This window comes from Barnesiella sp. B2-R-119, assembly GCF_023656675.1.
GTDB classification, from domain to species: domain Bacteria; phylum Bacteroidota; class Bacteroidia; order Bacteroidales; family Barnesiellaceae; genus Barnesiella; species Barnesiella intestinihominis.
In genome coordinates this window covers 40,100-66,129 of sequence record NZ_JAMOKL010000003.1, presented here as the reverse complement: position 1 = coordinate 66,129, position 26,030 = coordinate 40,100, and the positions used below count along the sequence as shown (strand labels likewise).

The 26,030-nt window shown below is 43.8% G+C and carries 24 protein-coding genes and 1 tRNA gene; 9 read left to right on the top strand and 16 right to left on the bottom strand.

All coding sequences use genetic code 11. The features are described 5' to 3' along the window. Entirely contained in the window at positions 1-1,218 is a 1,218-nt protein-coding gene (locus NBH06_RS06640; RefSeq protein WP_008862520.1) for a bifunctional 3,4-dihydroxy-2-butanone-4-phosphate synthase/GTP cyclohydrolase II, read from the top strand. Positions 1,219-1,336: 118 nt separating this feature from the next. Here the strand turns inward: NBH06_RS06640 and NBH06_RS06635 are convergent, their stop codons facing one another. The 6 genes from NBH06_RS06635 to dacB form a co-directional block, all read right to left on the bottom strand. Continuing rightward, positions 1,337-2,467, bottom strand: coding sequence for an AAA family ATPase (locus NBH06_RS06635; RefSeq protein WP_021891613.1), 1,131 nt, complete (start codon positions 2,465-2,467; stop codon positions 1,337-1,339). Between the two features lie 214 nt (positions 2,468-2,681). After that, complete coding sequence (locus NBH06_RS06630) at positions 2,682-3,320, bottom strand: hypothetical protein (RefSeq protein WP_250793445.1); 639 nt, start codon at positions 3,318-3,320, stop codon at positions 2,682-2,684. 90 nt (positions 3,321-3,410) lie between these two features. Then, the gene (locus tag NBH06_RS06625; protein ID WP_008862515.1) at positions 3,411-4,286 is read right to left on the bottom strand and encodes a Cbp1 family collagen-binding glycoprotein adhesin; all 876 of its coding nucleotides are present in this window, start codon (positions 4,284-4,286) and stop codon (positions 3,411-3,413) included. Between the two features lie 17 nt (positions 4,287-4,303). Beyond that, positions 4,304-5,029 (bottom strand): 16S rRNA (cytidine(1402)-2'-O)-methyltransferase, encoded by a 726-nt coding sequence (rsmI, locus tag NBH06_RS06620; protein WP_250793443.1) that lies wholly within the window; start codon positions 5,027-5,029, stop codon positions 4,304-4,306. A 4-nt stretch (positions 5,030-5,033) separates the two neighbouring features. Further along, complete coding sequence (locus NBH06_RS06615; RefSeq protein ID WP_250793441.1) at positions 5,034-5,933, bottom strand: DUF8457 domain-containing protein; 900 nt, start codon at positions 5,931-5,933, stop codon at positions 5,034-5,036. Positions 5,934-6,013: 80 nt separating this feature from the next. Continuing rightward, entirely contained in the window at positions 6,014-7,411 is a 1,398-nt protein-coding gene (dacB, locus tag NBH06_RS06610; RefSeq protein WP_250793439.1) for a D-alanyl-D-alanine carboxypeptidase/D-alanyl-D-alanine endopeptidase, read from the bottom strand. 343 nt (positions 7,412-7,754) lie between these two features. On the opposite strand from dacB, the gene NBH06_RS06605 reads away from it, so the two are divergent. The 4 genes from NBH06_RS06605 to NBH06_RS06590 all read left to right on the top strand — a co-directional run bounded on the left by NBH06_RS06605 (position 7,755) and on the right by NBH06_RS06590 (position 9,999). Next, on the top strand, positions 7,755-8,357 hold the full coding sequence (locus NBH06_RS06605; RefSeq protein ID WP_021891608.1) for a thymidine kinase: 603 nt from the start codon (positions 7,755-7,757) through the stop codon (positions 8,355-8,357). Positions 8,358-8,409: 52 nt separating this feature from the next. After that, the gene (locus NBH06_RS06600; RefSeq protein WP_046411764.1) at positions 8,410-9,543 is read left to right on the top strand and encodes an AI-2E family transporter; all 1,134 of its coding nucleotides are present in this window, start codon (positions 8,410-8,412) and stop codon (positions 9,541-9,543) included. Between the two features lie 96 nt (positions 9,544-9,639). Further along, positions 9,640-9,712 (top strand) — tRNA-Lys (locus NBH06_RS06595). 107 nt (positions 9,713-9,819) lie between these two features. Beyond that, entirely contained in the window at positions 9,820-9,999 is a 180-nt protein-coding gene (locus tag NBH06_RS06590) for a DUF4250 domain-containing protein (protein WP_040296166.1), read from the top strand. Between the two features lie 126 nt (positions 10,000-10,125). Here the strand turns inward: NBH06_RS06590 and NBH06_RS06585 are convergent, their stop codons facing one another. From NBH06_RS06585 to NBH06_RS06575, 3 genes are read right to left on the bottom strand one after another with little or no spacing between them, the layout of a single operon-like run. Continuing rightward, complete coding sequence (locus NBH06_RS06585; RefSeq protein ID WP_250793436.1) at positions 10,126-11,193, bottom strand: alpha/beta hydrolase; 1,068 nt, start codon at positions 11,191-11,193, stop codon at positions 10,126-10,128. Positions 11,194-11,218: 25 nt separating this feature from the next. Then, positions 11,219-11,692: a cyclophilin-like fold protein gene (locus NBH06_RS06580; protein ID WP_195491727.1), complete on the bottom strand. Its 474-nt coding sequence runs from the start codon at positions 11,690-11,692 to the stop codon at positions 11,219-11,221. 5 nt (positions 11,693-11,697) lie between these two features. Next, positions 11,698-12,264, bottom strand: coding sequence for a DapH/DapD/GlmU-related protein (locus tag NBH06_RS06575; protein WP_250793434.1), 567 nt, complete (start codon positions 12,262-12,264; stop codon positions 11,698-11,700). 207 nt (positions 12,265-12,471) lie between these two features. Here NBH06_RS06575 and NBH06_RS06570 point away from each other — a divergent pair, with 207 nt between their 5' ends. Continuing rightward, positions 12,472-13,377, top strand: coding sequence for a helix-turn-helix domain-containing protein (locus NBH06_RS06570; protein ID WP_008862504.1), 906 nt, complete (start codon positions 12,472-12,474; stop codon positions 13,375-13,377). Positions 13,378-13,454: 77 nt separating this feature from the next. Here NBH06_RS06570 and NBH06_RS06565 read toward each other — a convergent pair whose 3' ends face one another. Then, on the bottom strand, positions 13,455-14,285 hold the full coding sequence (locus tag NBH06_RS06565; protein WP_250793432.1) for a hypothetical protein: 831 nt from the start codon (positions 14,283-14,285) through the stop codon (positions 13,455-13,457). Between the two features lie 243 nt (positions 14,286-14,528). On the opposite strand from NBH06_RS06565, the gene NBH06_RS06560 reads away from it, so the two are divergent. The 3 genes from NBH06_RS06560 (at position 14,529) to NBH06_RS06550 (ending at position 16,838) form a co-directional block, all read left to right on the top strand. Further along, a complete protein-coding gene (locus NBH06_RS06560) occupies positions 14,529-14,897 on the top strand; it encodes a winged helix-turn-helix transcriptional regulator (RefSeq protein ID WP_250793430.1) in 369 nt (122 codons plus the stop codon). Between the two features lie 193 nt (positions 14,898-15,090). Continuing rightward, on the top strand, positions 15,091-16,038 hold the full coding sequence (locus tag NBH06_RS06555; protein WP_250793428.1) for an HAD family hydrolase: 948 nt from the start codon (positions 15,091-15,093) through the stop codon (positions 16,036-16,038). Positions 16,039-16,067: 29 nt separating this feature from the next. Next, complete coding sequence (locus NBH06_RS06550; protein ID WP_250793427.1) at positions 16,068-16,838, top strand: glycerophosphodiester phosphodiesterase; 771 nt, start codon at positions 16,068-16,070, stop codon at positions 16,836-16,838. A 43-nt stretch (positions 16,839-16,881) separates the two neighbouring features. Here the strand turns inward: NBH06_RS06550 and NBH06_RS06545 are convergent, their stop codons facing one another. The 6 genes from NBH06_RS06545 to gltX all read right to left on the bottom strand — a co-directional run bounded on the left by NBH06_RS06545 (position 16,882) and on the right by gltX (position 25,950). Beyond that, entirely contained in the window at positions 16,882-17,529 is a 648-nt protein-coding gene (locus NBH06_RS06545) for a recombinase family protein (protein ID WP_046411746.1), read from the bottom strand. 888 nt (positions 17,530-18,417) lie between these two features. Beyond that, entirely contained in the window at positions 18,418-20,607 is a 2,190-nt protein-coding gene (locus NBH06_RS06540; protein WP_250793425.1) for an immunoglobulin-like domain-containing protein, read from the bottom strand. 933 nt (positions 20,608-21,540) lie between these two features. Beyond that, on the bottom strand, positions 21,541-22,029 hold the full coding sequence (locus tag NBH06_RS06535; protein WP_250793423.1) for a low molecular weight protein-tyrosine-phosphatase: 489 nt from the start codon (positions 22,027-22,029) through the stop codon (positions 21,541-21,543). A 65-nt stretch (positions 22,030-22,094) separates the two neighbouring features. Continuing rightward, entirely contained in the window at positions 22,095-23,330 is a 1,236-nt protein-coding gene (locus NBH06_RS06530; RefSeq protein ID WP_250793414.1) for a 3-deoxy-D-manno-octulosonic acid transferase, read from the bottom strand. Between the two features lie 23 nt (positions 23,331-23,353). Beyond that, positions 23,354-24,433 carry a lipid A deacylase gene (locus NBH06_RS06525; protein ID WP_155013130.1) on the bottom strand — a complete coding sequence of 360 codons (1,080 nt, stop codon included), beginning with the start codon at positions 24,431-24,433 and terminating at the stop codon, positions 23,354-23,356. Next, positions 24,433-25,950 carry a glutamate--tRNA ligase gene (gene gltX / locus NBH06_RS06520; RefSeq protein WP_040296230.1) on the bottom strand — a complete coding sequence of 506 codons (1,518 nt, stop codon included), beginning with the start codon at positions 25,948-25,950 and terminating at the stop codon, positions 24,433-24,435. The genes NBH06_RS06525 and gltX overlap by 1 nt, the downstream gene beginning before the upstream one ends. Positions 25,951-26,030: the final 80 nt, after the last annotated feature.

Below are 26,030 nucleotides of genomic sequence, written 5' to 3'. Positions count from 1 at the left end.
ATGAGTAAAGATACGATTTTAAGTTCGATAGAAGATGCTGTCGAAGATTTCAGACAGGGTAAATTTTTGATTGTGGTCGATGATGAGGATCGTGAGAATGAAGGCGATTTTATCATCGCCGCAGAAGCCATTACCCCAGAGAAGGTAAATTTTATGTTGGCTAACGGCCGAGGAGTTTTGTGTGCTCCCATTACCATGCAGCGTTGTGAAGAATTGAATTTATACCGTCAGGTGAATCACAATACTTCTATGCTGGGTACACCTTTTACAGTAACCATCGATAAATTGGAGGGCTGTACGACAGGTGTTTCGAGCCACGACAGGGCGGCTACGATACGGGCTTTGGCCGATCCTTCTTCGACGCCCGAGACATTCGGGCGTCCCGGACATATAAATCCTCTTTATGCCCAAGATAAAGGAGTCTTGAAAAGAGCCGGACATACGGAGGCTGCGGTCGATTTGGCACGTTTAGCCGGCTTATATCCCGCAGCCGCATTGATCGAAATTTTGAATGAAGACGGTACAATGGCTCGATTGCCACAGTTGGCTAAGGTAGCCGAAAAGTTCGGTATAAAGATTATCGCCATACGTGATTTGATCGCTTATCGCCTGAAACAAGAGTCGATGGTAGAACGTGGAGACGAGGTGGATATGCCTACGGAGTACGGACATTTCCGGTTGATTCCGTTCCGTCAGCTTTCCAATGGGTTGGAACATATCGCTTTGATAAAGGGATCTTGGGAACCCGATGAACCGATATTGGTTCGGGTTCATTCCTCGTGTATGACGGGTGATATTTTCGGGTCGATGCGTTGCGATTGCGGGGAGCAGTTGCATAAAGCCATGCAGGCGGTCGAATCCGAAGGAAAAGGTGTCATTGTTTATATGAATCAAGAAGGCCGGGGTATAGGGTTGATGAATAAAATCCGAGCCTATCGTTTGCAAGAGGGCGGTCTCGATACAGTGGATGCCAATTTGCATCTTGGATTTAAAGCCGATGAACGGGATTATGGTGTCGGGGCGAGTATTTTAAGGGATATAGGTGTCCGTAAGTTACGATTGATGACGAATAACCCGGTAAAGAGAATCGGTTTAGAGGCATACGGACTGGAAATTGTCGAAAACGTGCCTATCGAAGTTACACCCAACGAGTACAACCGTCGCTATCTGCTGACCAAAGAGAAGCGCATGGGGCATACGTTGCATGTGGAAGAATAGTAAAAAGAGCTTTTTCTAATGGAATAAAATTGGAGGTCATGATGAAATGGCTTCCAATTTTATTTTTAAGATTAGATGTATTTATAGGATTTTAGATGAAATCCTATAATATGTGATATTATATTCCCAATTCCTTTTTTAGCCACACTTTCATCACCGGGTCGGGAATAACAACTTGACGTTTCTCGATTTCTATAAGTTCTTTTTTTACTAATGCTCGTTTTATGATACTGACATTTGCCGATGAACCAAGTTGATATTTTTGTAGAACCTCTTGTGTAGTAAACTCACTATGAACCCCGTCTATGACAGCTCGCAGGAAATTCATTTGATAAGTAGTAAGGCTTTCGGTCTGTTTTTCGAACAATGGAGTATTCTGGTCGATGATATCCTGATATGCCGCCTCAAAATCCTGCTCGGTAGCAGTTTTATCCGTATGAATCCATACCAACCATGCTAACTGCTGTACGTAAGACGAATGGTTATCCACCCTTTGACATATCTTTTCGGCCAACTCTTTTGAAATCTGCTTGCCCGTAACTTCAAATCGCCTGCGTATGTAATCTATCCAATCTGTTGTACCTATCTTCTGTAAATAAATGGCATCGCCGAACTTGTAAAACGGCAGGTTCTTTTTCTCGAACAGTTCATTCATCAAATGCTTTTTACTGCCGAACAGACAATAGGATACCGACTTTTGTAGTTGCCATACAGAGCGCAGCCGTTTCTGAAATGTTTTAGAATCCTTGAACTCGGCAATCTGCTGAAACTCGTCGATACACACGACAATATTACAACCTTTCTTCTGTGCTATTCTTTCCGGAAGTTGTAAAATATCATCGACATCGTGGCTCTTGGGATTCATTTCGAGCGAAATGGAAAAATCTGTCATCGGATCTGTACCTATTGAGATTTTAGGACTGATACGAGAAAGGAATAGCTTGGCATTTTCCAACCATTCATCTAATTTCGAAGATGTTTGTTTGAGAATGGCAGCCGCAAATGCGGTATAGAAATCCTTGTCGTTACGACAAGAGAAAATATCGAGATACACAACTTTCAATTTATCGGATTGAGCCAAACCACACGCTTTCTGTACCAATGAAGTCTTACCCCAACGGCGAGGCGAAATCAGCACTGTATTTACACCATGCCGGAAATTGAGTAATAAACGTTCCGTTTCTTTCTCTCGGTCGGTAAAATTATCGCCCGATGTTGCAACACCAAATATAAAAGGCTTATTCTCCATTATCTTCACATATTATTTTGATGTAAAGATAAGTAATAATATTATTACTAATGACATTGTTACTAATAAATTTATTATAGACAATGTTTTTTATCCATGTCTATGTTTGCCCTTTATTGGGTTACATATCTTCGCCGAGGTTTATCGAAAGAACCGGAGCAGGGATTTTTGTTTTAAGACTGATACCGAAGTGTTTGTTGTGCCGGCCGGCGATTTACAACGGGTGCGACTCGATGCGTATCGTGAGATCGTCGTTAATGATACCACCTTGCCACATACCTTCGATGGTGATGGAGGTCTGACTCGTCATTTCGGTGAGCCAGATGGTGTATGCTATATCGTAGTAGGTGATGCTGTACTGGCCGTAGAAGTAGGTTTCGGTATGTGGGGGAATGATGGTCTCTTTGCCCGTCCGGTCGATTTCGGCCAGAGTCTGTTGAGTAATCTGCTGAAAACTGTACAGCGAGTCTCCCAGTATGATGCGGTTGTCGTCATCGACATAACAAGGGGTTCTCACCAGCAGGGTGTCGGTGTAGATCTGGGCAAATATAGGGTCTTCGCTGGAAAAGCAAGAGTAGTTGTAAAGTGGCTCTTCCAGAGTGGGAGTGAAGCGCCATTCTGAATCGAGGGAGTTTGAAAAGATAGTTAGACATATCTCGTCGGCCTGTTGGGTACTCTTACGGCTCCAATAGTCGAAGTGGTATTGGATACTGTCAACGACAAAGCGGCGGTCGCGAGCCGGGGGCAACTCGGGACGCTCGGGGTTGTGTGGTAAAACCGATTCTTTTTCAAAAAAACTGTCGCACGAGGTGAACAGTAGCAGAGCCAGCAGGGCGGGCAGGTAGCGGGTCATGGGTATAGGATAGCGTGTTTAGGTGAGGACAACCGACGAGGCCGGAGGCGATACCTCTGGCCTCGTCGGGGGAATGGGATTCGTATTCGATTAGTTGAGCTCGACAACCAGATAGCGGCTCAGACTCCAAAAGCTATCCGGGTTGGTGATTACTAAGGTCAAATAACCTTCGTTATCTTTTTGAAGTTCGTATGTGCCTTCGGGGTGGTTGGTCAATAGTTTTGCTTTTTTACTGTCGAAAGGTATGTCGTGTAATTTGCGCATATCGACTGCCGTGAAGTAGTTTTTATTAAATTCTCCTTCCATTACTTTTTTCGAGGAGAACAGCCCTCCGCCTTCTACAATCTTTTGTTCTTTCAACTCTTTGTTCGTGCCCAATGCGTAATATACCGTATTAAGAGCCTCGTCTTGGGTCATGAGCACTTCTTTTTGCTGCTCGTTTTCAGTAGTGAGGTGCTCTACTTGACCGGTCAGATTCGTTACGGCCTCGTCCAATTCGGCGATGCGTACGTCGCGTTTAGCCAAAGACTCTTGTAAAGAGGTTATGAGTTGTGTTTTTTCCTCGATTTCGTTTTGGAGACGAGTCACCGTTTTTTGCAGGGCAGCCGATTGGTTTTTGTTTTGATTGAGCTGCTTTTGGAGTTTATCCAAACGTTCTTTGTTTTTTTGCAAAGTCTCGGCGACCAGTGTCATATCGTTTTTGATTTGTTCCCGGGTAGTCAAGGATACTTCTCCGTTGGCATCTTTTTGTGTTACCAAATAGTTTTCGGCCTCTTTTATTTGCCGAAATCCATCTTCGACTTCATTCATCAGCTGGATCATTTCGTTGAAATCCGCAGTCGTTTGGGCGTTGACTCTGAGCAGTGAATCATTTTCTGCTTGAAGTTTCCTTACTTCGGTCGATTGGTTCGTACAGCCAATCATTAAAACTGATGCTGCGATAGCAGCTGTAATAGCCTTTTTCATAATCGTTAAAATTAAATTTATAGATAGGTATCGTTTTTAGGGTACTTTTCCTTTTTTTTCTCTTTGGGTTTGTCGGGAGCTCCTGCTATAATAACGACGATTTCTCCTTTCGGTTCGTGTTCCGAGAAATGAGTTATCAATTCGTCGATTGTTCCCCGTACGGTTTCTTCGTGTATTTTGGAAATTTCACGACTTACCGATGCCGCTCTTTCTCCCCCGAAAGTTTCTTTGAATTGAATGAGCGTTTTGAGCAGACGAAACGGAGATTCGTAAAAAACGATTGTGCGTGGTTCTTCCGCCAATTCGGTCAGTCGTGTAGCTCGGCCTTTCTTTTGGGGAAGGAATCCTTCGAAACAAAATTTTTCATTCGGCAACCCCGATGTTACCAATGCTGGCACAAAGGCTGTCGCTCCGGGCAGGCATTCGACGGTGACATCTCTTCGTCGGCACTCTCTTACCAAAAGGAACCCGGGGTCGGAGATGGCCGGAGTACCGGCATCCGAAATAAGAGCTATGTTTTCTCCTCCTTCTATCCGGGAGACGATTCCTTCGATGGTTTGATGCTCGTTGAATTTATGGTGGGACTGCATGCGAGTGTGTATGTCGAAGTGTTTCAATAATATGCCGCTTGTGCGGGTGTCTTCCGCCAAGATACAATCTACTTCTCGCAGAACGGAGATAGCCCTAAATGTCATGTCTTCGAGATTTCCCACCGGGGTGGGTACTACATACAGTTTTGCCATACTGCTATAAAAAATGTTTTTGTACGATTTTCATGAATTCGGCGACGTCGGGGTTCTCTACGTCCCAATTCAAGTCATTTAAAATGTAATCTTCTGCTTCTTCGTATGACTGCATGGCATCTATCAGAGATAGCGTTTCGTTCATACGGATATCGCTGTTGCCGAAGAGTTCCCGACGGAATCTGAACCGGTCGTTCAAACTTAATGCCTTACGGAGCTCTTTGGCTTGTTGACGTTGAAGGGCTTCTTCGAGAGTTACGGGAGTTGCAGGTTCCTCTTCTTCGATGATTTCTTCCGTATTTTCCTCCTCATATAAATCGGGCTCCTCATAGTCGTCTTCCATATCTTCGTCAAATTCGTTGGAGTCTTCGTACTCGTCATCGTTTTCGTCTTGTACAGCCGATAGTTCTTCCCCATTCAGTTTTTCCCACGGATAGAGCGTGTCGTTTTCTTCTTCATTTTCTTCGGTATCGTTTTCGTGGGTGGGTTCGTTATTTTCTATAATCGGACTTGCCGAATATTCTTCCGTATCGGCGATATTATTGTCAGTGTCCAGCTCTTCACCGGATTCTTCGGATTGCTTTTCTGTGGGGATTATGTTTTCGTCGGTGATGTGAGAAGATACGGGTTCGCCGACTTTTTCGAGGGGATTTTCCATGCTTGGAATCGCATCTTCGTGTGTCGTTGTCTTGACCGATGTGAAGGGATCGTAGCGAAGTATTCCGTCCCAAAATTCAGGCTGTCGAAGTTCACGGGTCAATCGTGTAATTTCTTCGGCTTTTTCTTTTGCCAGTTTCAACAGTATGGCAGGAGCCGTATCTCCCGCTTGATCGATGACAAGCAAGAGTTCCCTCAACTCTCCTAACAGGTCTATGATGTGTACGATACGACTATCTCGAAGCATAACATATACATTTAGTTATTTCACAAAAATAATGATAAAATGATAGATGCGTGTATCGTGTGAAAGTTTTTTAGTCGGTATTACTCTTTTTTAGAAAGAACCTGAGTCAAAAGGGTAGATATTTTTTGTTTCAGTTGAGCCCTCGTGCATGTATAGTTGTTGATCATGACGACTATCGCATATCGGTTTTGGGGAGTCGTGTAATATCCGGCGTAGGCGTGTACATCGCTCATGCTTCCGCTTTTCAGTCGTAGTTCGCCGGGCAGTTCTCCATGCTTCATAAATGTGGCGACAGAGCCTTCTTTTCCCGCCAAAGGAAGCGTTTGCACGAAATACTCTCCAATCAGTGAGTCTCGGGCTGTTTCTTTGAGGACGCAATTCAGATATTTGGCTGAAACTTTATTGTTGCGAGCCAATCCCGAACCGTCGTACATGAATAGTTCGAGAGAGTCGGCTTCGTAATTTTGCCAGTATTTACGGATTATGTCGATGCCTTTTTCTGCGCTCCCTTTCTCATGATCCGACAGAGACAAGAGTCGGAGTACGCTTTCGGCATACAGGTTGTCGCTGCGTACATTCAGGCTGTGTACTATATCTCCGAGATAGTCGGACGGATAGTGAAACCATGTCGTTTCCGGGAGTTGACCGAGATTGGAGTTTTTGACCTCTATTCCCACTGTTTGAAATTTTTCTTGTAAATCTGTTATGAATAGGCTATCCGGTCGGGCTATCGACAAATAGAGACGGTATCGATCTTTTCTTTTGGGAATAGTTCCCGAAATCGTGTATCGGTTGTTTTCACACTTGACTGTGATGTTTTCTTTTTCGCCTTTTGTCAAACTGGTCTCAACGACAAAACGGTTAGGCGGATTTACTCCGGTTACGTCATACGATTTTCCATTGTATCGCAGGTTTATCTCTATTCGGTTGTCTTTGTATGAAAAAGCATGGCAGCCTGTGCCGTAATCCCAAGCTATATCTTCTACCATCCATTTGGGAGAGATGGCTGGCTCGTCGAATAAGGAGTTATCGACAACTATGCGACCCTCGATCGATTTGATGTGATTGGACAGAGCTCTTTGTATGATTTGGTCGATGAAATCTTCGGTGTGGCGACTACGGTATGCCGAGCCTAAGGACGGGTCTCCGCCGCCGTGTATCACAAGGTCTCCGTGTAGAGTTCCTGTTTCGTCGATTGTTCCGGTGTGTCCCACTGTCGTGTATAGACAGAATGAGGGGCGATACAATCGCAGAGCCGTAGCGGTCGTAATAACTTTGATCGTCGATGCCGGAATGACGGCTTGTCGTTCGTTGTAAGAGGCGATAGTTTCTCCCGTTTTGACATCGGTAATGCAAATCCCTATCGACGACGGAATAAAAGCCGGGTCGGATACGAATTTGTCGATAATCTGCTGCGTGGTGGCTATGACCGGTAATGCGCTGAATATGAGAAGAAATAATAAGATTCGTTTTGCCATTGTTTTTGTCTGTTGCATTCGTTGCAAAGATAGCGAGAGGTGAGTACAGAGACAAATGGAAATCGTATTCCCGATTTGACTATGCTGAACCGTATTCTATCTTCGTAGTTACAAAGATAATGAAAGGTGAATGTAGAGATGTGAAAAACGGGTGTTTTTCTCTTTTTTATCGAGCTGTATTTTGTCTTGTATTTATCGAAGAAAAGATAAGCCGAAGGAAAAAGCGATGCTGTTTACATGGCGATTCTATTTTTCACTTGGGAGAAATAGTTTGGGAAAGGTTGCCAAAATCGAACTATCTTTTTACTTTTGTTGAAAATATTAAAATAGGTATAATGTAATTATGGTTTTGACCGAAAGTAATTATGAGACAAACCGTAGAGGGAGTATAGAAGTGATCTGCGGGTCTATGTTTTCAGGTAAAACGGAGGAGCTGATACGCCGTTTGAAAAGAGCGAAGATAGCCCGTCAGAGAGTAGAGATATTCAAGCCGGCCATCGACGTGCGTTATTCCGAGGAGAATATCGTTTCGCATGACAGTACTTCTATCCTTTCCACTCCGGTCGATAATTCTCACAGTATATTGTTGATGGCATCGGGGGTCGATGTCGTGGGAATCGATGAGGCGCAATTTTTCGATGAAGGTATTGTCGAGGTTTGTTCCGAATTGGCCAATAACGGGACGAGGGTGATTGTCGCCGGGTTGGATATGGATTTCCGTCGAGTTCCTTTCGGACCTATGCCTTCGTTATTGTCGATAGCCGACGATGTATATAAAGTCCATGCCATTTGTGTGAAATGCGGGCATTTGGCAAATTATTCCTATCGTTTAGTCGATAACGATAAACGGGTGCTTTTGGGAGAGAAAAATGAATATCAGCCTTTGTGCCGCCGATGCTATTTGCAGGAGATGCAAGCCCGAGAGGATAAAGAACACTCGGATTAAACTCGAACCGCGAATATTTGTTATGTAGGGTATAATTAAAATCGTTATAGTCATGGTAGACCGACAACCATACACGTTCGACCGTGTTATCCGTATTCTATTCGGTGTAGTCTCCGTCGTGGGATTGTTCTATTTGGTTTACATACTTCGGGGAGCCTTGCTTCCTTTTCTTGTAGCATGGATAGTCGCCTACATGCTCAATCCGTTGGTCGTGTATAACAAGCGGGTGTTTAAATTGAAAGGCAGGGTAGTAGCCATCACTCTGGCTTTTCTGGAAGTGTTGATAACCATATCTTTGTTGTGTGTGTTGTTTCTGCCGTCGATTATCGATGAGATTGCTCATATGAGGGAGCTGTTGAGTGAGTATGTTTACAATTCTTCGAGTATACCTTTCGTCCCGCAAGCCGTACATGATTTTATTCGTGATAATATTAATTTTTCCGAGCTGTCGGGATTATTGAGTCGGGAACAATGGCTCTCGATTATCGAGGAGAGTTTTTCCGGGGCTTGGGGCTTCATCACCGGTTCGGTAGGCGAAATCATCAATATCGTGAGCTGGCTGGTCGTGCTGTTGTATATAGTTTTTATATTGCTCGATTATGACAGGATATTGTGTGGGTTCCAGCGTATGATACCGCAAAAATACCGGCCTATGCTCGTCTCGATAGGAAACGATATAGAGGAGAGTATGAACCGTTATTTCCGGGGACAGGCGTTGGTTGCCGGTTTGGTAGGTATCTTATTCAGTATAGGTTTCTTGATTGTGGGGTTGCCGTTGGCTATCGTATTGGGGCTGTTCATCGGGGTATTGAATATGGTTCCCTATTTGCAACTTATCGGTATTATTCCGACGATCCTGCTATGTCTTGTTTCGGCATCCGATACCGGAACTAATTTCTGGTTGCTGTTCGGTGCTTGCATATTGGTCTTTATCATAGTCCAGATTATCGAAGATGTGTTTATCGTTCCTCGGGTTATGGGTAAGGTCACAGGATTGAATCCCGCTATTATCTTGCTCTCGCTTTCTATTTGGGGCACATTGCTCGGTTTTGTCGGTATGATTATCGCTCTTCCGTTAACGACGTTGTGTCTGTCTTATTATCAGCGTTATGTGATAGGAGCCGATTCTGTCGAGCCACCAGATTCTCCTACTGACACCTCTGTTTCGGAAGAGGCACAAGAATGAAAGATATTATTTAACATATTTTTATGGATATATAATTTTGCAAAAAGAAAAAATAGTTCTACCTTTGCAACGCTTTTACAAAAAGCAACAAGGTTAGATTCGCTAGCTCAGCTGGTAGAGCACAACACTTTTAATGTTGGGGTCTTGGGTTCGAGCCCCAAGCGGATCACCGAGAAAGATTACAGATACTTAGCAATTGGGTATCTGTAATTTTTTTTTGAAGGAATTGTTTAATTTACACTATCTTTGCTGCCCGAAATAAAAGGAGAGAAGTATATGACTGTTTTGCCAGAAGACCCGATGATTTTGTTCTCATTTATTAATACGAAGTTACGGGATAATTATGTGTCGTTAGATGAATTGTGCGATGATATGCACATCAGTAAAGCTGATTTAGTCGCTAAGTTGGGAAGCGTCGGTTTTGAATACAATCCTCAGCAGAATAAATTTTGGTAAGTAGCATTTGGTTTTTCCGGTTGCGGGGCGATGGTACGATTGCCCTGCCGGAGATGATGCTTCGTTGGAATAAAGAATAAAGCCCGATAAACCTATGTTATCGGGCTTTATTCGTCAGGCTCTATTTTATTTCAAATACTCCTTGAAAAAAGATTCCAGTTTATCAAAAGGAATAATGTCTGTTCGGTCGTATAAATCCGTGTGGTTGGCTCCTGAGACAATCATCAACTCTTTGTTGTCGCCTTTCAACTTTTTGAAAGCATCTTCGCTGAAATAACGCGAATGAGCTTTCTCTCCGTGAATCAGCAACACGGCACTACGAATTTCGTCGCTATAAGCGAGGATAGGAGCATTGAGAAACGAGAGAGCCGAAGTTTTGTTCCAGCCGTTGTTAGAGTTCAACGAACGAGAATGGTAACCCCGTGAAGTTTTGTAGTAGGCATGATAATCTTTTACGAATTGCGGTGCATCCTGTGGTAGTGGATCGACTACACCGCCGGCCGTGGCATACGAACCGTTTTTTGCATCGATGGTACGTTGGGAGCTGAGTTGTCGGCGCATTTCATAACGGGCATCGGCATTGTCGTTTTCGTCGAAATAACCGTTGGCCGTGCATCTGCTCATGTCGTACATGGTAGAGGCTACGGTCGCTTTAATGCGTGTGTCGATGGCTGCGGCGTTTATAGCCAGTCCGCCCCAACCACAGATGCCGATAATTCCGATTCGCTCCGAATCTACATCGTCACGCAAGGAGAGGAAATCGACGGCTGCACTGAAATCTTCCGTATTTATGTCGGGTGATGCCACGTAGCGAGGTGCGCCGCCGCTTTCGCCGGTGAAAGAGGGGTCGAAGGCGATTGTCAGAAAGCCTCGTTCGGCCATAGTTTGCGCATAGAGTCCCGACGCTTGTTCTTTTACAGCCCCGAACGGGCCGCAGATGGCGATAGCCGGTAATTTGCCTTCGGCGTTTTTCGGCATGTATAAATCGGCTGCGAGCGTAATTCCGTAACGGTTCCTGAATGTTACTTTACTATGTTTCACTTTGTCACTTTGGGGGAATGTTTTATCCCACTCATTTGTCAGATTCAAATTTTCCATATCGTTTTTATTGGTTTGTACATCTTGTGCATTTATTGTAAACAGACTTATGGCGATGAACCATGTTGTAAAGATAAATTTGATTCGTTGTTTCATAAGATTGATGTTTATATGGTTGAGGTTATTCGAATGTCACGGTTATGTTCCTGTCGCCGACTGCTGCCGATAATCCCGATGGCTTGTCGATTTTCCCGATTCGCGTATAGCTGTACGGACTGGAAAAGGTCTCATAGAACAAGACGAGACAACTGTTGCCCCATAGCATCAGGTCGCCAGCGAAGATTGTTCCGGGCGTAACAGTACTCGTAGGCAAGGCTGTCGGCAAGTAATAAAACTTTTCATTACCGGCTTGTTCGGTCATGTTTACAGTTATGGGCAACGATGCCTTGAACGCTTTCGCTGTGGCGTTATCCTCCAAAGTGGCCGTAAAAGAGGCGTTGCCGATAATGATACGTATTTGTTCGTTCATCGTGGGCGTATTACTGTCTCCTGCTGTCTCTCCGTTCGGTGGTTCCACAATCGGGGCATCGTTGGTCGAGCATGAGGAAATGTTTACGAAAAGGCAAAGGGTTAAAGCAATGATAAAAGGCTTCATTCGGTTTAAGAGTTTATTTTTCTGATGAATCGAGCCGGATTTCTGGCAACGATTGCATTGTCCGGTACATCTTTGGTAACGACCGAGCCTGCTCCGACGATGGCATTGTCACCAATAGTCACATTGGGTAAGATGGTGGCATGTGCACCGATCCATGCACTTTTCCCTATATGAATAGGTGCATGATAGAGATTCTGGCGGTCATTGGGAGCGAAGCCGTGATTCAAAGTCGCCATCACCACACTATGCCCTATCAGTGCTCCGTCGCCGATAAAGATACCGCCTTGGTCTTGAAATTGGCAACAAGAGTTGATAAAGACATTCTTCCCTACATGGATATTTTTTCCGAAGTCGGTATAAAAAGGTGGGAACAGACGGAAAGAATTGTCTATCTTGCTGTTGGTAATTTGGCTGAATAGGGTGACGATCTCTTCGGGTGTGTGGTAAGAACCGTTCAAATCGAATAGTAGCCGGCGAGTGTCGTCGCTTTGTTCACGCATGAAAGCAATCATTTCTTCACCCGCCAACGGCTCGCCTGCGGCAATCATTTGTTGGAATCGTTTTAAATCCATATTATATTCTTTTTGCATGGTTGGTTTGACGATGTAAAATTACCGCCTATATTCTATAACGATAGTAGATGAATTACGGAAAGAATAACCCGAATTCCGGATTCTGTGATGCGTCTCTTTCTCTTTTCGTAAGTTGTTGTAATTTTGCACTGTATAAGAATGTACGGTTTGGCCGTACAGCTTTTGCAATTAGTTTTCTAAAAAGATATGAACGAAATTATTCAGTTGAACAGTGTCGATGTTTATAATAAGATGTATGGCTTGAAAACCTTGCATCCTCTGGTCTCGGTCGTGGATTTGAGGAAAGCGACCCGAGTTGTCAATCACGTGAAGATGAATTATGGCGTATATGCCTTGTTCTTGAAAAACGGAACGAATTGTACGTTGAAATATGGCCGACGGTATTATGATTATCAGGAGGGTACGATCGTCAGTTTCGCTCCGGGGCAGTTGGTTGGCGTAGATTCCGATGAGGACGAGATAAGCCCCGAGGTGTATGGATTGATTTTTCACCCCGATCTTATTTATGGAACGGCATTAGGGAAGAAGATAGGGAAGTACTCTTTCTTTTCGTATGAACAGAACGAAGCACTCCATCTTTCGGATCAAGAGCGGGAAATTATTATGGATTGTTTCCATAAAATAGAAGTGGAGTTGGAACACCCGGTGGACAAACACACAAGGGAGTTGTTATCGGTCAATATAGAACTGTTGCTCGATTATTGTTTGCGGTTTTACGACCGTCAATTCTATACTCGTGAAAAGGTTAATAACGATGTCCTTATCAGGTTCGAACAGCTTTTAAACGACTATTTCCGCAACGGGGAATCACAAGTGCGGGGACTACCTTCCGTCAGGTATTTTGCCGACAAAGTTTTTCTTTCTCCGGGTTATTTCGGCGACTTGGTGAAAAAAGAGACCGGGAAGACAGCGCAGGAATATATACAAGGTAAAATTATTGAATTGTCTAAGGAGTATATATTGGGCTCACAGCTCGGAATCAGTCAGATCGCTTATTCTTTGGGATTTCAATATCCCCAACATTTCAGTCGTTTGTTCAAAAAACTCGAAGGGTGTACTCCGAACGAGTTTCGTAATCAGGCGATGAGTTGAGAGCTATAAAAGCGGAGAGGATGCAGAAAAATCCGATAGCTTCAACTGCTATCGGATTTTTTTGTTCGATAGGAAAGTTAGTGCTTGTAGAGGGCTTTCGCCAAGTCGGTCAGATTGTTTTCTCCTGGCAGAGAGGGGAATGTCTGAGTCATGGCCGAGATGAACCTCTCGGCGGTGGAGTTTTCCCGGAGGATTTGTTTCATTTTTTTCAGATAGTCGATTTTAAATTCGACCGATTCGCGCCCGGTAGCTTCGCCGTGACCTCCGATAAAGTATTCGCATCCCGATTTCAGCGCTTTCTCGGCTTCGGCAATTTCTGCATCGATGGCGGCCGGAGAACTTATTTGCAAGTAGCTTATGTGAGCTTTTACCGGAGTCCAGTGGGTGTAGTAAACTTTATTCCCGATAATGATACTGGCTGCGGGAAAGTCGGTGGAAGCTCCTTTGTCGAAGTAAAACTCTATATTATCCCACGTTTGTTTGCTGCCAAATTTAATTTCTTCTGCTTTTCCGGTCGGTAGCGGTACGATTGCATCGCCGAAAATTTCGGCGAAGTTCCGCATCATTCCGTCGTAGGTCGCTCCTTTTGTAAAGGCTGGCATACCTTCGGCCATTACTATATCGTGGTTTCCCGTCCCACCCACATGGTAATCGGTGATGATTGTCTGTACAGGTTTGTTCAACGAGGCCACATAAGCGTCGAATTCCGCCACATTATCTTTAAATAAAGGCTGTTCCAAAGTAATGAGTCCGTTTTTGCCCTCTACGCTTGCATCGTTCAGAGCATCGTTCGTGTAATGCACGTGCAATTTGAAATCCTTCAAGTCCAGAACTTCGAATTTTCCTTTTGTTTGTGCCATTGCTGTAAATGTGATTAATGATAATAAAATTAAAATGTTCTTTTTCATAATTCTAGTTTTTATTAGTTACTAAATTATTGTTACTCTCTTTTTAGCTGCAAATATGAAACTATAATTTTTTCTTCACAAGAAGATACCTCGAAGTCAGATAGTTACTTTTTTGAAACCTTCGTTGAATACGAATGAGTTATTAAAGCGTGTTTTAACGTCTTTTAACGTAGTGAAATTTTGTTATTTGCATTATCTAAGTTTCTTAGTTACTTTTGTATTGTTGTTGAAATGTAAATGATTATGGCTAAAATAGAAATTAAGGATGCACTTTTTCCCGATTGTCCTATTCGGAATATTCTTTCGCGTATCGGTGATAAATGGTCCCTGTTGGTTCTTTACACATTGAGTAGCTCGTCTGTTATGCGTTTTAACGTTTTGCAGAAGAATATCCCCGATATTTCCCAAAAGATGTTGACGGTTACCTTGCGAGCCCTCGAAGAAGACGGATTGGTAAAAAGAGTGATTTATGCCGAGGTTCCCCCGAGGGTAGAATACTCTTTGACCGACCGGGCGAAATCTTTGTTGCCTTGTATTGATAGTCTGATTGCATGGGCTGGGGAGAATATGGCAGCGATATTAAACGATAGAATGCGGAGTAAAGTCGGGTAACTGCGATGTACCCTTTTATGAGTACGGAATGTGATGAACAATCGCTTTATTACGATTCTATGAAATTTTCGTTTCCTTTCGATTTTATTTCAAGTAAGGAGGTTTTACTTTCGATTTTTTTTCGATTCGTATAATATTATATGTAGATAATTGTTGTATATTTGCATAAAGTGCAAATTAAAAAAAATATATTATGCGATCTATTTCCAACAGATTTTTTTATGCGATTGTAGTTCTGTTAAATGTTTTTGCAGTAGGGAGTCTCTATGCCCAACAATATCGTCCTATTGCGACTTGGCCCGATGAGACGAATGCTTGTATCGAGGAATTTCTGAATACGACGTTGACCGTTACCGACCGTAAGGTCGCCGTGTTCGATTGCGACGGTACGGTGTTCGGACAGGCTCCTTACTATCTGGCCGACGAGGCGTTGTATGATTATGCCGATAAAAATTACAAGAACCGTAAAGATAAAGAATCGAGACAAAAGATGGCGATTCTCGACCGTATGGTGAAAGACGGTAATAACGTGGGGAAACCTTATGTGGAAGATAGGGTACATTTTTTGTCTGGCATGACTCCCGAGGAAATCGCTACCCTCGGTTACGATTGTTATATGCGTTCGTATAAGGGGAAAATGTATCCTGAGATGAAGGCTCTTATTTCCAACTTGAAAGAATATGGTTTCGAGGTGTGGATATTGACAGCCTCTCCCGAATTTTTATACCAAAGGTTTGTCGCTTCCGAGTTGGGAATACCCGTCACTCATGTGCTGGGGGTTAAGGGTGTCGTGAAAAACGGAGTCATGTCCGATGAAATCATTATGCCCATACCGCAAGATGATGGCAAGGCTCAGGTTATACCTACTTATATTAAAGCCGTGCCTTTGATTGTGGGCGGGAATAGCCGAGGAGACATGGATATGTTGAATGAATCGAGAGGATTGAAAATTGTGGTGAACCCCGACGATGTGACGGTGAGAGGCAAAGAAGACGGCCCGATGAGCGGACATACCGTGAAATCGTATTGGGAAAAAGAGGGAGCTTTGATCGTCCATTGTAACGATGTTCGAGATAAGAACGTCTCTTTTAAAACCGCCGACTTCAAGATAAGAACTAATTTGGAGAATCCGAAGAAGTAAGTAGATACCTTAATAAAAAACAAATGATTATGAAAACTAAAATTTTAATGGTTGCATTGATGTTATTGGCTATGACTCCGGCTATTCAGGCAAAGTCGTCGACCAAGACCGTGGCTCATCGGGGATATTGGAAATGTGAAGGCTCTGCCGAGAACTCTTTGGCTTCATTGCGAAAAGCTCATGACGTCGGTTGTTGGGGGTCGGAATTGGATATATGGTTGACTTCGGACGGTGGGTTGGTGGTAAACCATGACCCCAAAACATTGGACGGATTGAAAATCGAAGAAACGGATTTCAAGACCATAACGAAGTCAAAATTGAAAAACGGGGAGACTGTTCCTTCTTTGAAGGATTATTTAAAAGCCGGAAAGAAGTTGAAGCCCATGATATTGGTGTTGGAACTTAAAACCCAATCTACTCCCGAAAGAAATACCGAGTTGGCTAAAAAGGTTGTGGATATGGTCAAATCGATGAAAATGGAAGGGCAGGTAGAATACATCGCATTCAGCAACTTGGTGGGAACGGAGATTATCCGGTTGGACCCGAATGCGAAGGTCGCTTATTTGAATGGAGATAAAACACCTGCCGAGCTTAAAGAGTTGGGGTATACGGGTCTTGATTATCATCAAAAGGTATTGAAAAACAATAAGAGTTGGATTCGGGAAGCTCATGATTTGGGCTTGACGGTTAATGTCTGGACCGTAAATAAAGCAGACGACTTGCAGTATTTTATCGATGAAGCAGCCGACTTTATCACGACGAATGAGCCGGAACTTCTGCTGGACCTTCTGAAAAAATAGGTTTCTTTATTTTCACCCCGGTGCTTCTTCTCCGGGGTGATTTTTATTTTGACGAAGTATAAAAATGCGTCATCTTGTATTGGAATGCTTCTTCTACGCTTGGACAAACCTTTCTGAATTTGGAGAACGTATCGGTAGAGACTCCGTATATACGGCAAATCGAAGCCATAGATTCTCCTTTTTTCAGGCGATCTATTATTTCAAGTTCGTTATCGATGAGTATTTTCAATTTGGTGATACTTCCCTTTTTCCGACCGAGAATGACTCCTTCTGCTTTTCGTAAGGCAAGAGCTTCTTTGGTTCTCATAGATATAAGGTTCCGTTCGATTTCTGCGACAAGGCCGAATGCAAAGCAAAGGACTTTGCTGTTTATGGTATTATCGAATGCGTATCCGTCTTTGGTAGAGTAGATTGTAATATTTTTTTCAAGACATTTTCCCATAATGGTCATAATCTCTGTGAGAGTGCGGCTTAATCTCGATATTTCGGTAACGATGAGCGTGTCTCCCGGTTTTAATTGATTGATTACTCTCCCTAACTTCCGTTCTTTCTGATTCTTTTTTCCGCTGACAATTTCGGTTACCCATCGGCTGACTTCTATCTCTTTGGTGTGGGCGAAACGCCTGATTTCGTCTTGTTGGTTGACAAGATGTTGTTTACTGGTGCTGACTCTTAAATACGCAATTACCATAGTTTATCATTTAAAGTTAAACAAACATAGGGTGTTAAAGGTATTTCTTTTGAGTAAAAAAAATACAAAAAGAAGGGCGAATGGTTTTTCTTTCTGTTTTATTGGGAGTTGGAGTCGATTATTTTATTGATTATTTATTTCTTCCGGCTCGTAGGAATAAGCCGATGTTTGGGCCATTCGATAATTGGTAGGGATTTATGGCTCATTGTTGGAGTGGCATTTTAAAACCTCCTCCCCTGCCGTGTCCCATAGCATTACGGGGTGTCGCAAAGCGATATAGAGGTCTTTTGTTAGAAAAATAAATACGAGGGAAGTATTTACCTCCCTCCTCCCCGGTGTTTTGCTATGCAAAATATAGGGGAGGTGTCCGTAGGACGGAGGGGTTAGAAAATGCCGGCAATGGAGGAGTTTAAAACTGATGAAGTGACATTTCAGTCCTCTCCTTCTGCTCATCGTAGATGAGATAGGGGGAGTGCCCGCAGGGCGAGGGGGGAGAATCTTCAAGCAAAAAACATATTATCTTTCTCAACTTCTCTGTCACTGTGTGCCACCTCCCTTATATGGCTGACGCCACACCCCGTAATGCTACGGTGCACGGCAATGGAGGAGTTTAAAACTGATGAAGCGACATTTCAGTCCTCTCCCTCTGCTCATCGCAGATGAGATAGGGGGAGTGCCCGTAGGGCGAGGGGGTTAAATCTTCAATCAAACGATAGTTCTCTGTCTCTCACCGAATTGATCGGAATGAGGTTGTCGACAAGAATTCATTGCTAAAATTCAAATCTTTATTTACGGATTTTCTATCGAACCGATGTCTGGCGCGTGAGGAATATAAAAAAGGAGCGGCATTATATGCCGCTCCTTTTTTATGGTTGAAAGTAGTATCGGTTAAAATACGACTACTTTTTTATTTCCGATCAGATAAATACCGGTCGGTAATTCTATAATGTTGGTTCCCTCGACAAGTTCTATTTGTCGAACTTGTGCTCCGGTAAGTGTATAGATAGCGATAGGCATGGCTTCGGCAGTTTCGATGGTTACTTGACCTTTGCCGTTGATGACTTTCATTTCATTGGTGGCTACATCTTCGATACCGCTAGGTTGACCTTTTGAGATTGACAGCTCGACGATTGTCCAACGGGCAGCTTCATTGGCTTCACAAGTGTATTTGAAAGCGAAACGAATGGGCGCAGCGAGATCGTGCAGCTCGATGTTACCCGATTCGGTCGTTTCTTGGCTGGTGGCCCATGTTGCCATATCGGTGATTTCGGTCCATGAGGCATCGCTCGGTTGCGACATGATGCTGGGGTCGAAATCGGTTGAGTAGAACAGTTGTAAATCGTTACCGTTAAATGACTTTTGACTGCTGAACGCTAAAATTATATCTGAGGCTGTTACGGCGGGAGAGATTAAATAAGCCTCACCGACTCCTTTATTGAAACCATTAGCTTGAACCCCATAATTGGTCGATTCCCATTCTACTGTTCCCTCGGTTGTATAGGTGAGCCAATCGCCTAATCCTTCTGTCTTGAAATCAATTTGATAAGGAAGTGCTACCGATGTATTACGAACGGTCAGTGTGTATTGGGCAGCACCTTCTTGATAGGTGTTATCGGCAGCAGTGGAGGCTTTGATTACAGTTGTTCCTGCACCTACGAGTGTTACTACACCTTCTGTGCTGATGGTCGCTACTTCTTGGTTACTACTGCTGTAAGTGATAGGCCTTGTTGGAGTAGCAGTAGCTGCACTATTGTAGGTGAATCCTTTTGTGAAGAATAAGGTTTGGTTTCCGTCTATTTCATTGAACGTTACTTCTACGGCTGTTCTGCTGTCTTCTTGTTTATAAAGAGTAAGGTGTTTTTGGGAACCGGTATAGCAAGCGAATCGATATTGATTGTTGTTAGCATTGAATTGTAAATAACGAGTATTTACACCAGCATTTTGGATTTTGAAAACTTTATTATTCTCATCGTATATAAAATTCCAACCGCATTCTCCGATTGTATAGTCATTGTATATATAGGCTTCATTATTGTTACCCTTAAATCCTACAAATATATTTCCGTTGCTGATAGAGTAATGATCGTCCGATTCTAGGGTAATGTCCCACATAACTGTTTTGTCGTCGGTGACGATTTTATTTTCGGTAAGATCTATTTCGGTGTTTCCAAAGAATTTCCCGGCATTGGTTGTATTCAAAGCCATTACCGAGTTGGCATCATCATTTGCTTGATAGACGATAATATATTTCCCTTCGGTTACGGCGTCATTAGTCACTTTTACAAATGTTTTGAGAGCTGCCGGATCTGTTACTTTCAACGTATATTCGATAAAAGAGGCGTTGAAAGTCGCTGTTTCGGCAACTTCGGCCTTGATTACAGTTGTTCCTCCGGCAAGGAGCGTTACCGTACCTTGTTGGTCGATGGTAGCTACTTCTTGATTACTGCTGCTGTAAACGATAGTGGCATCCGATTTCGTTGTGGCTTTGCTGCTGTAACTTCCGTCTGCCAACATTTTGGTTATGTCGCCAGTGATTCCGCTAAATGTTAATTCGGGATTTGATTTTCCCGTTTCTTCCAATTTGTAGAGTGTCAAATCTTTTTGGTTGCTATTTGACTGGTAACATGCAAACCACTTACTGCTGCTGTTATATTGCAAAAATCGATTACTATATTGTACGTTGGTGGCTCGAAAATTGTCTTTTTCCACAGAAAAATTCCATTCACATGTTTTTTCTTCAAAGTTTGAAGAAAGAGAGGCATTATTGCTATTTACACCAACGACATATGTTCCATTATTGTTAATGCTCATACCGTTTGCTGTTGTTGTAATCTCCCAAATAATAGATGCATCGGGACTAATAATAGCATTATCTGTAACATTGATTGCAGTAGCAGCAATTCTAGAACCATTAGCTTTATTTTCCATAGCCATGTTTTCATAAGCTATTACATATTTTCCATCGGTAAGTTCTTCGATAGAAGATATTTTTTTGTAAGTCTGGCTCCACACCGGGACAGAACCACAAACCAACGCTACTAATAAAATAGCTGTGTGTAAGAAGTAATTTTTTTTCATAGATGTATTGTTTTAGAGTTAGAATATTCTATATGGTTTATTTTGAGCCCATTGAAATTAGTCTAACAAAAATATAAAAACGAATCGGAAAGAAAAAGCTTTTTTGAAGGAAACTTTATATTTTTAATGAAAATGTCATATCTATTGTTTATTTATCTTTCGTCTCTGAGCTTATAAGCCAGTTGTTCACCATCTCTTTTCAACCCCTCCGGCTCTGCGAGCCACCTCCCCTATATTTTACGTTGCAAAACACAGGGGAGGAGGGAGAGATTTCCAAACATCTTTGTTCTACTACATTTTAGTTCCTTTTCATTTTGTGGGTATTACCTTTATGTATACTTACGGGAATATTGGGGAGTGGTTTGTTTTTGTTGCTGGTGCATTGTCCCTTCTCCCCTGTGCTGCGTTAGCGGTATAGGGGAGACCCCGAAGGAACGGTAGTTTCTGAGGAGAGGGGTTGAAAAGATAGAAGTTCTAGGTTGTGGAAGCTAATCCCTTTACCTTGCGGGCATTCCCCCCTGTCTCATTTACAATGAGCAGAGGGAGAGGAAATCTGACTCTATCTCCTCCACTGCCGGCATTTTCTAGTCCTGCGGACACCTCCCCTATATTTTGCATTGTAAAACACCCCGCAATGCTGCGGGACACGGCAGGGGGGGAGGAGGGAGAAATACTTTCCTCGTATTTATTCCCCTATACGGCTAACAGAAGATCTCTATATCGCTTTGCGACACCCAATGCTACGGGACACGGTAGGGAAGGAGGTTTTATACCATATCAATAATGCCGCATTACTCCCTCATAGTTCTAAAAAGGGTGTTGGCAATGCCACGTGGAACACGGCAGGGGAGAGGTGTAGAAATGTTCCCTTTGTCAAGGGAAAGATGGAAAGTCGGTAATTTTATGTCTTGTGCGGTGTGAAGCGCATTACATTCATGCGATGTAAAAATCCTCGATTATTCCTTCACAGGCATCTTCCAAGATATTCAATACATTCTCAAAGCCGTCGGCTCCACCGTAATAAGGGTCGGGGATACAATCTACCGGGTAATGTTGGCAATAATCGGTCACACGCTTTACTTTTGCGGCTTCTTCGGGAGAGTCGGCCATAGAACGGAGCGTATCGATGTTGTAATCGTCCATACCCAAAATCAAATCGAATTTCTCGAAATCATCGGGTCTTACAGGGCGACTGCGATGTTCCAGCAAATATCCGCGCCGGGCAGCGTGTGAACGCATGCGAGGGTCGGGTAATTCCCCGGCGTGACCGCTGTAAGTCCCGGCCGAGTCTACCTCGAAGGAACCGGTTATCCCTCGTTGCCGAAGCATATGTTTAAATACTCCTTCCGCAGCCGGCGAACGGCAAATATTTCCGAGGCAGACGAAAAGTATTTTAACGGGTTTCTTTATCTCCTTTTCCATTTTAAATCGAATTTAATCCAGCCGAGATTGAGTAAAGGTGGAAACAATAAAGAACAGGTGTACCGTTATTCTTCTATCCCGAACAACTCTTTCAAAATGAGTTTGGTTGCTCCGGCATGAGTCGAAATGTAATCACCTGCATTTTTGCTGGCAGAGGCTAAGTATTTGGGATTGGTTAGTAGTTTGTCGGCAACGGTTGCAAATTCTTGACTGTTGTGGATTGCAAAGCCGCCTCCGCATGCTATGAGTTCGTGGGCTTCTTTGAATCGGCGATGGTTAGGTCCGAAAATAACAGGTATGTCATATACGGCGGCTTCGGCAATATTGTGTATGCCGGCTCCGAATCCTCCACCGACGTAAGCGACGGTTCCGTATCTGTAAATGGAGGAGAGAAGCCCGAAGCAGTCTATGATGAGGCAATCATACGACTGTACGGTGTCGATTGTGGCTTGTGTGTAACGTATGACTGGGCGTTTCAGTAGTTTCTCTATCGATTGCAAATGAGATTCGTGTATTTCGTGTGGGGCCAGAATGAGTTTGATATTGTCGTTGTGATTGAAATATCGAGTAATGAACTCCTCGTCTTTGGGCCACGAGCTGCCGGCAATAAGTATCTTTTTCCCTTGTGCGAACGCTTCGACAAGAGGTAATTCTTTGGCCGTGCGACGAATGTCGCCGACCCGGTCGAAACGAGTGTCACCTACGATCGATGCATTATCGATGCCTATACTGGCGAGTAGTTGTCGGGAGCGTTCGTCCTGTATATAAAGGTGGGTAAAGTTTTTCAAAATGCGACGAAAATATCCTCCATAAGAACGGAAGAATATTTGTTTGGGGCGGAAGATAGCCGAGACAATATACGTGGGTATATTCCTGCGTTTAAGTTCGTTGAGGTAGTTCGCCCAAAATTCATATTTAATAAATATGGCTTTCGTGGGTTTGGTCAAGTCGAGGAATCGTCTTACATTGCCCGGCAGGTCGAACGGAAGGTAGCAAATAAGATCCGCTCCCGAATAATCTTTGCGGACTTCGTAACCCGATGGAGAGAAAAACGTGAGTAATATTTTGGTATCGGGTTGCGCTTTTTTTATGGCTTCGATAAGCGGACGTCCTTGTTCGAACTCTCCGAGGGACGAGGCATGTATCCACAAATAACCTCCTTGCGGATCGGCATGCCGGGAGAGGTAATCGAAGATTCCTTTTTGTCCCTGAGTCAGTTTCCGGGCCTTGACATTTCGTATTCCGGCGAGTGCGACTAATTGTTTATAGCAATATATTCCAAAATTATAAATCGATTTCATAGCGGCGATTTTCTCTTGTCGGGTTACAAGATATTTTTCAGGTAACCTCGATTCTGTTTTCCCTTACGGTTTTTCCATGCTTGGTCGTCTATATAGAATCGTAGGGTGAGTTGCTGTTGAAAATCGAGGTTGCCGGGCGTATAATGCAGGTTGCAGGAAGCTATGCAGTTAAGATAACTTTTGCGGAAAATGTAGGCGTATATATCCGTGCGATTATAGGTCGAAGACTGGTAGAACGGATCTCCCTGATTGAGCTGAGCTCCTAATTGGGGATAAAGGGGCATTTGCGAACCTCCTTTGTAAAATGTATTATGTAGACCCAAGAAGCGCCATTCGGCCAATAAGTCTATGAGAATGCCTTGCGGGTGATGCCACGTCCCGACGTTGCGAAGCCGGTCGAGACTGATGTGATACCCCACTTTGAGGGTCAAGGTGTCCAACGGTGTGTATGTGGTTAAATCCAGTCCGATGTATGGGCTGGCGATGAGATTGTCGGTAACCGTATAGCGGCTATCCGAATTGCGAGGACGAGCCAAGTGGTTCATCACCAAATGCCCTCCGGCGAAAAGGTAGGGCAGGGGTTGCCACCGGCCGTTGAATACAGCCATGAAAGCCTCTCGTTTTACCTCGGTCTGTACTTGTCTCCAATCGATATAGAGCTCGGCGAATCCTTTGGTATGTATATACTGGAATAATGCACCTGCTATGTTGGGACGGAAGTAGGTGAGAGAATCGTATTGCAAGATTGCCGGTACGTTTTCGATTAATTGGGTACGGGGAAACATACCCAACGACATTCGGAATTTGGAGGTATCGTAACGGTAATAGACCGTGGGGTGCACTTTGGCCTCGCGAGTAGATCCGTCGATGGGTTGTACCCATGAGGCTCCTGCCATGATCGTGCTATGTCCTATTCTGATACCGATTTCGGGAGACAAGCGTGTCCCGAAAAAAGTTTGGGACTGAGCTTTGGAATAACCGAACTCCCGATTGTCGAAAAATCCGGTCATATCTACGCTCCAAGCTATTTGCTGAGCCTTTGCAGGAAACAGCGCAGCAAGGAGAATAATCAAAAGCAGTGTATGTGGCTGTCTGTATTTCATTAACCTAAATATTCGATAGCCCGCTCGATACGCTTGATAGTCTCTTCTTTGCCCATGATTTCCGTAATGTCGAACATGTGAGGCCCTTTACATTCCCCAACTACGGCCAAACGGAAAGCATTCATGACGTTACCCAAATGGTAACCGTTCTGTTCGATCCAACCTAATACGACTTTTTCGGCCGGGGCAGACGAGAAGTCGTCCATATTGCGTAATATTTCGATGAGTTCGCGCATTTGAGCGGGGGTCTCTTCTTTCCAGCGTTTTTTTACCGATTTTTCTTCATAGGTAGTCGGTGCGACAAAAAAGAAAGCTGCTTGATCCCACAATTCTTTTACGAAACTTACGCGACCCTTTACAAGGCCTATGATACGGGCGACGGTGGATTTATCGGCTTTTATGCCTTTTTCTTCGAGAATAGGCATGAATAACTCGGTGAGCTCTTCGTTGCTTTTCTCCTGTATGTATTTGTGGTTAAACCATTTCCCTTTTTCATAGTCGAACTTAGCCCCGCTTTTGCTACATTTTTCGAGAGAGAAGAGTTCGATAAGTTCGTCCATCGACATGATTTCCTGATCGTTACCGGGATTCCAACCTAACAGGGCGAGGAAATTAACCACGGCTTCGGGCAGGTAGCCCGACTCGCGATATCCTGAGGATACTTCGCCTGTTTTGGGGTCGTGCCATTCGAGCGGGAATACGGGAAATCCCAACCGGTCGCCGTCTCGTTTGCTTAACTTGCCTTTACCGTCGGGTTTCAACAACAGGGGCAAATGGGCGAACCGCGGCATGGTGTCTTCCCAACCGAAAGCCCGGTAGAGCAATACGTGCAACGGAGCCGAGGGTAACCACTCTTCTCCACGGATTACGTGGGAGACAAGCATTAGATGGTCGTCGACGATATTCGCCAAGTGATAGGTGGGCAGGTTGTCTGCCGATTTGTATAGCACTTTGTCGTCGAGAATGGACGAGTTGATGGTCACTTCTCCTCTGATAAGGTCGTCGACTACGATGTCTTCGCCCGGCTCTATTTTGAATCTTACGACATATTGTTGTCCTTGTGCGATGAGGGAATCTACTTCCTCTTTGTCCATTGTCAGCGAGTTTCGCATTTGCATGCGAGTGGAGGCGTCGTATTGGAAGTTGGCGATTTCGTTTCGCTTGGCTTCCAATTCGGCGGGAGTATCGAATGCGATGTAGGCTTTTCCCGCATCGAGCAGTTGATTTACATATTTACGATAAATGTCTTTTCGTTCCGATTGTCGGTAAGGTCCGTAATTTCCGCCGTAGCTGACCCCTTCGTCGAACTTGATTCCCAACCATTCGAGGGCTTCGATAATGTATGCTTCGGCTCCCGGCACGAAGCGTTGAGAGTCGGTGTCTTCGATACGGAAGATCATATCTCCGTGATTTTGCTTGGCAAACAAATAGTTATAGAGAGCGGTACGAACCCCGCCAATATGTAATGCTCCCGTGGGGCTTGGTGCGAAACGCACTCGGACTTTTCTTTCGGACATATTCATATAGTTGAAAACTCGGCAAAATTAAACATTTTTTTTGTTTTTGGATATATAAACCGGCATATATTATATTGTGG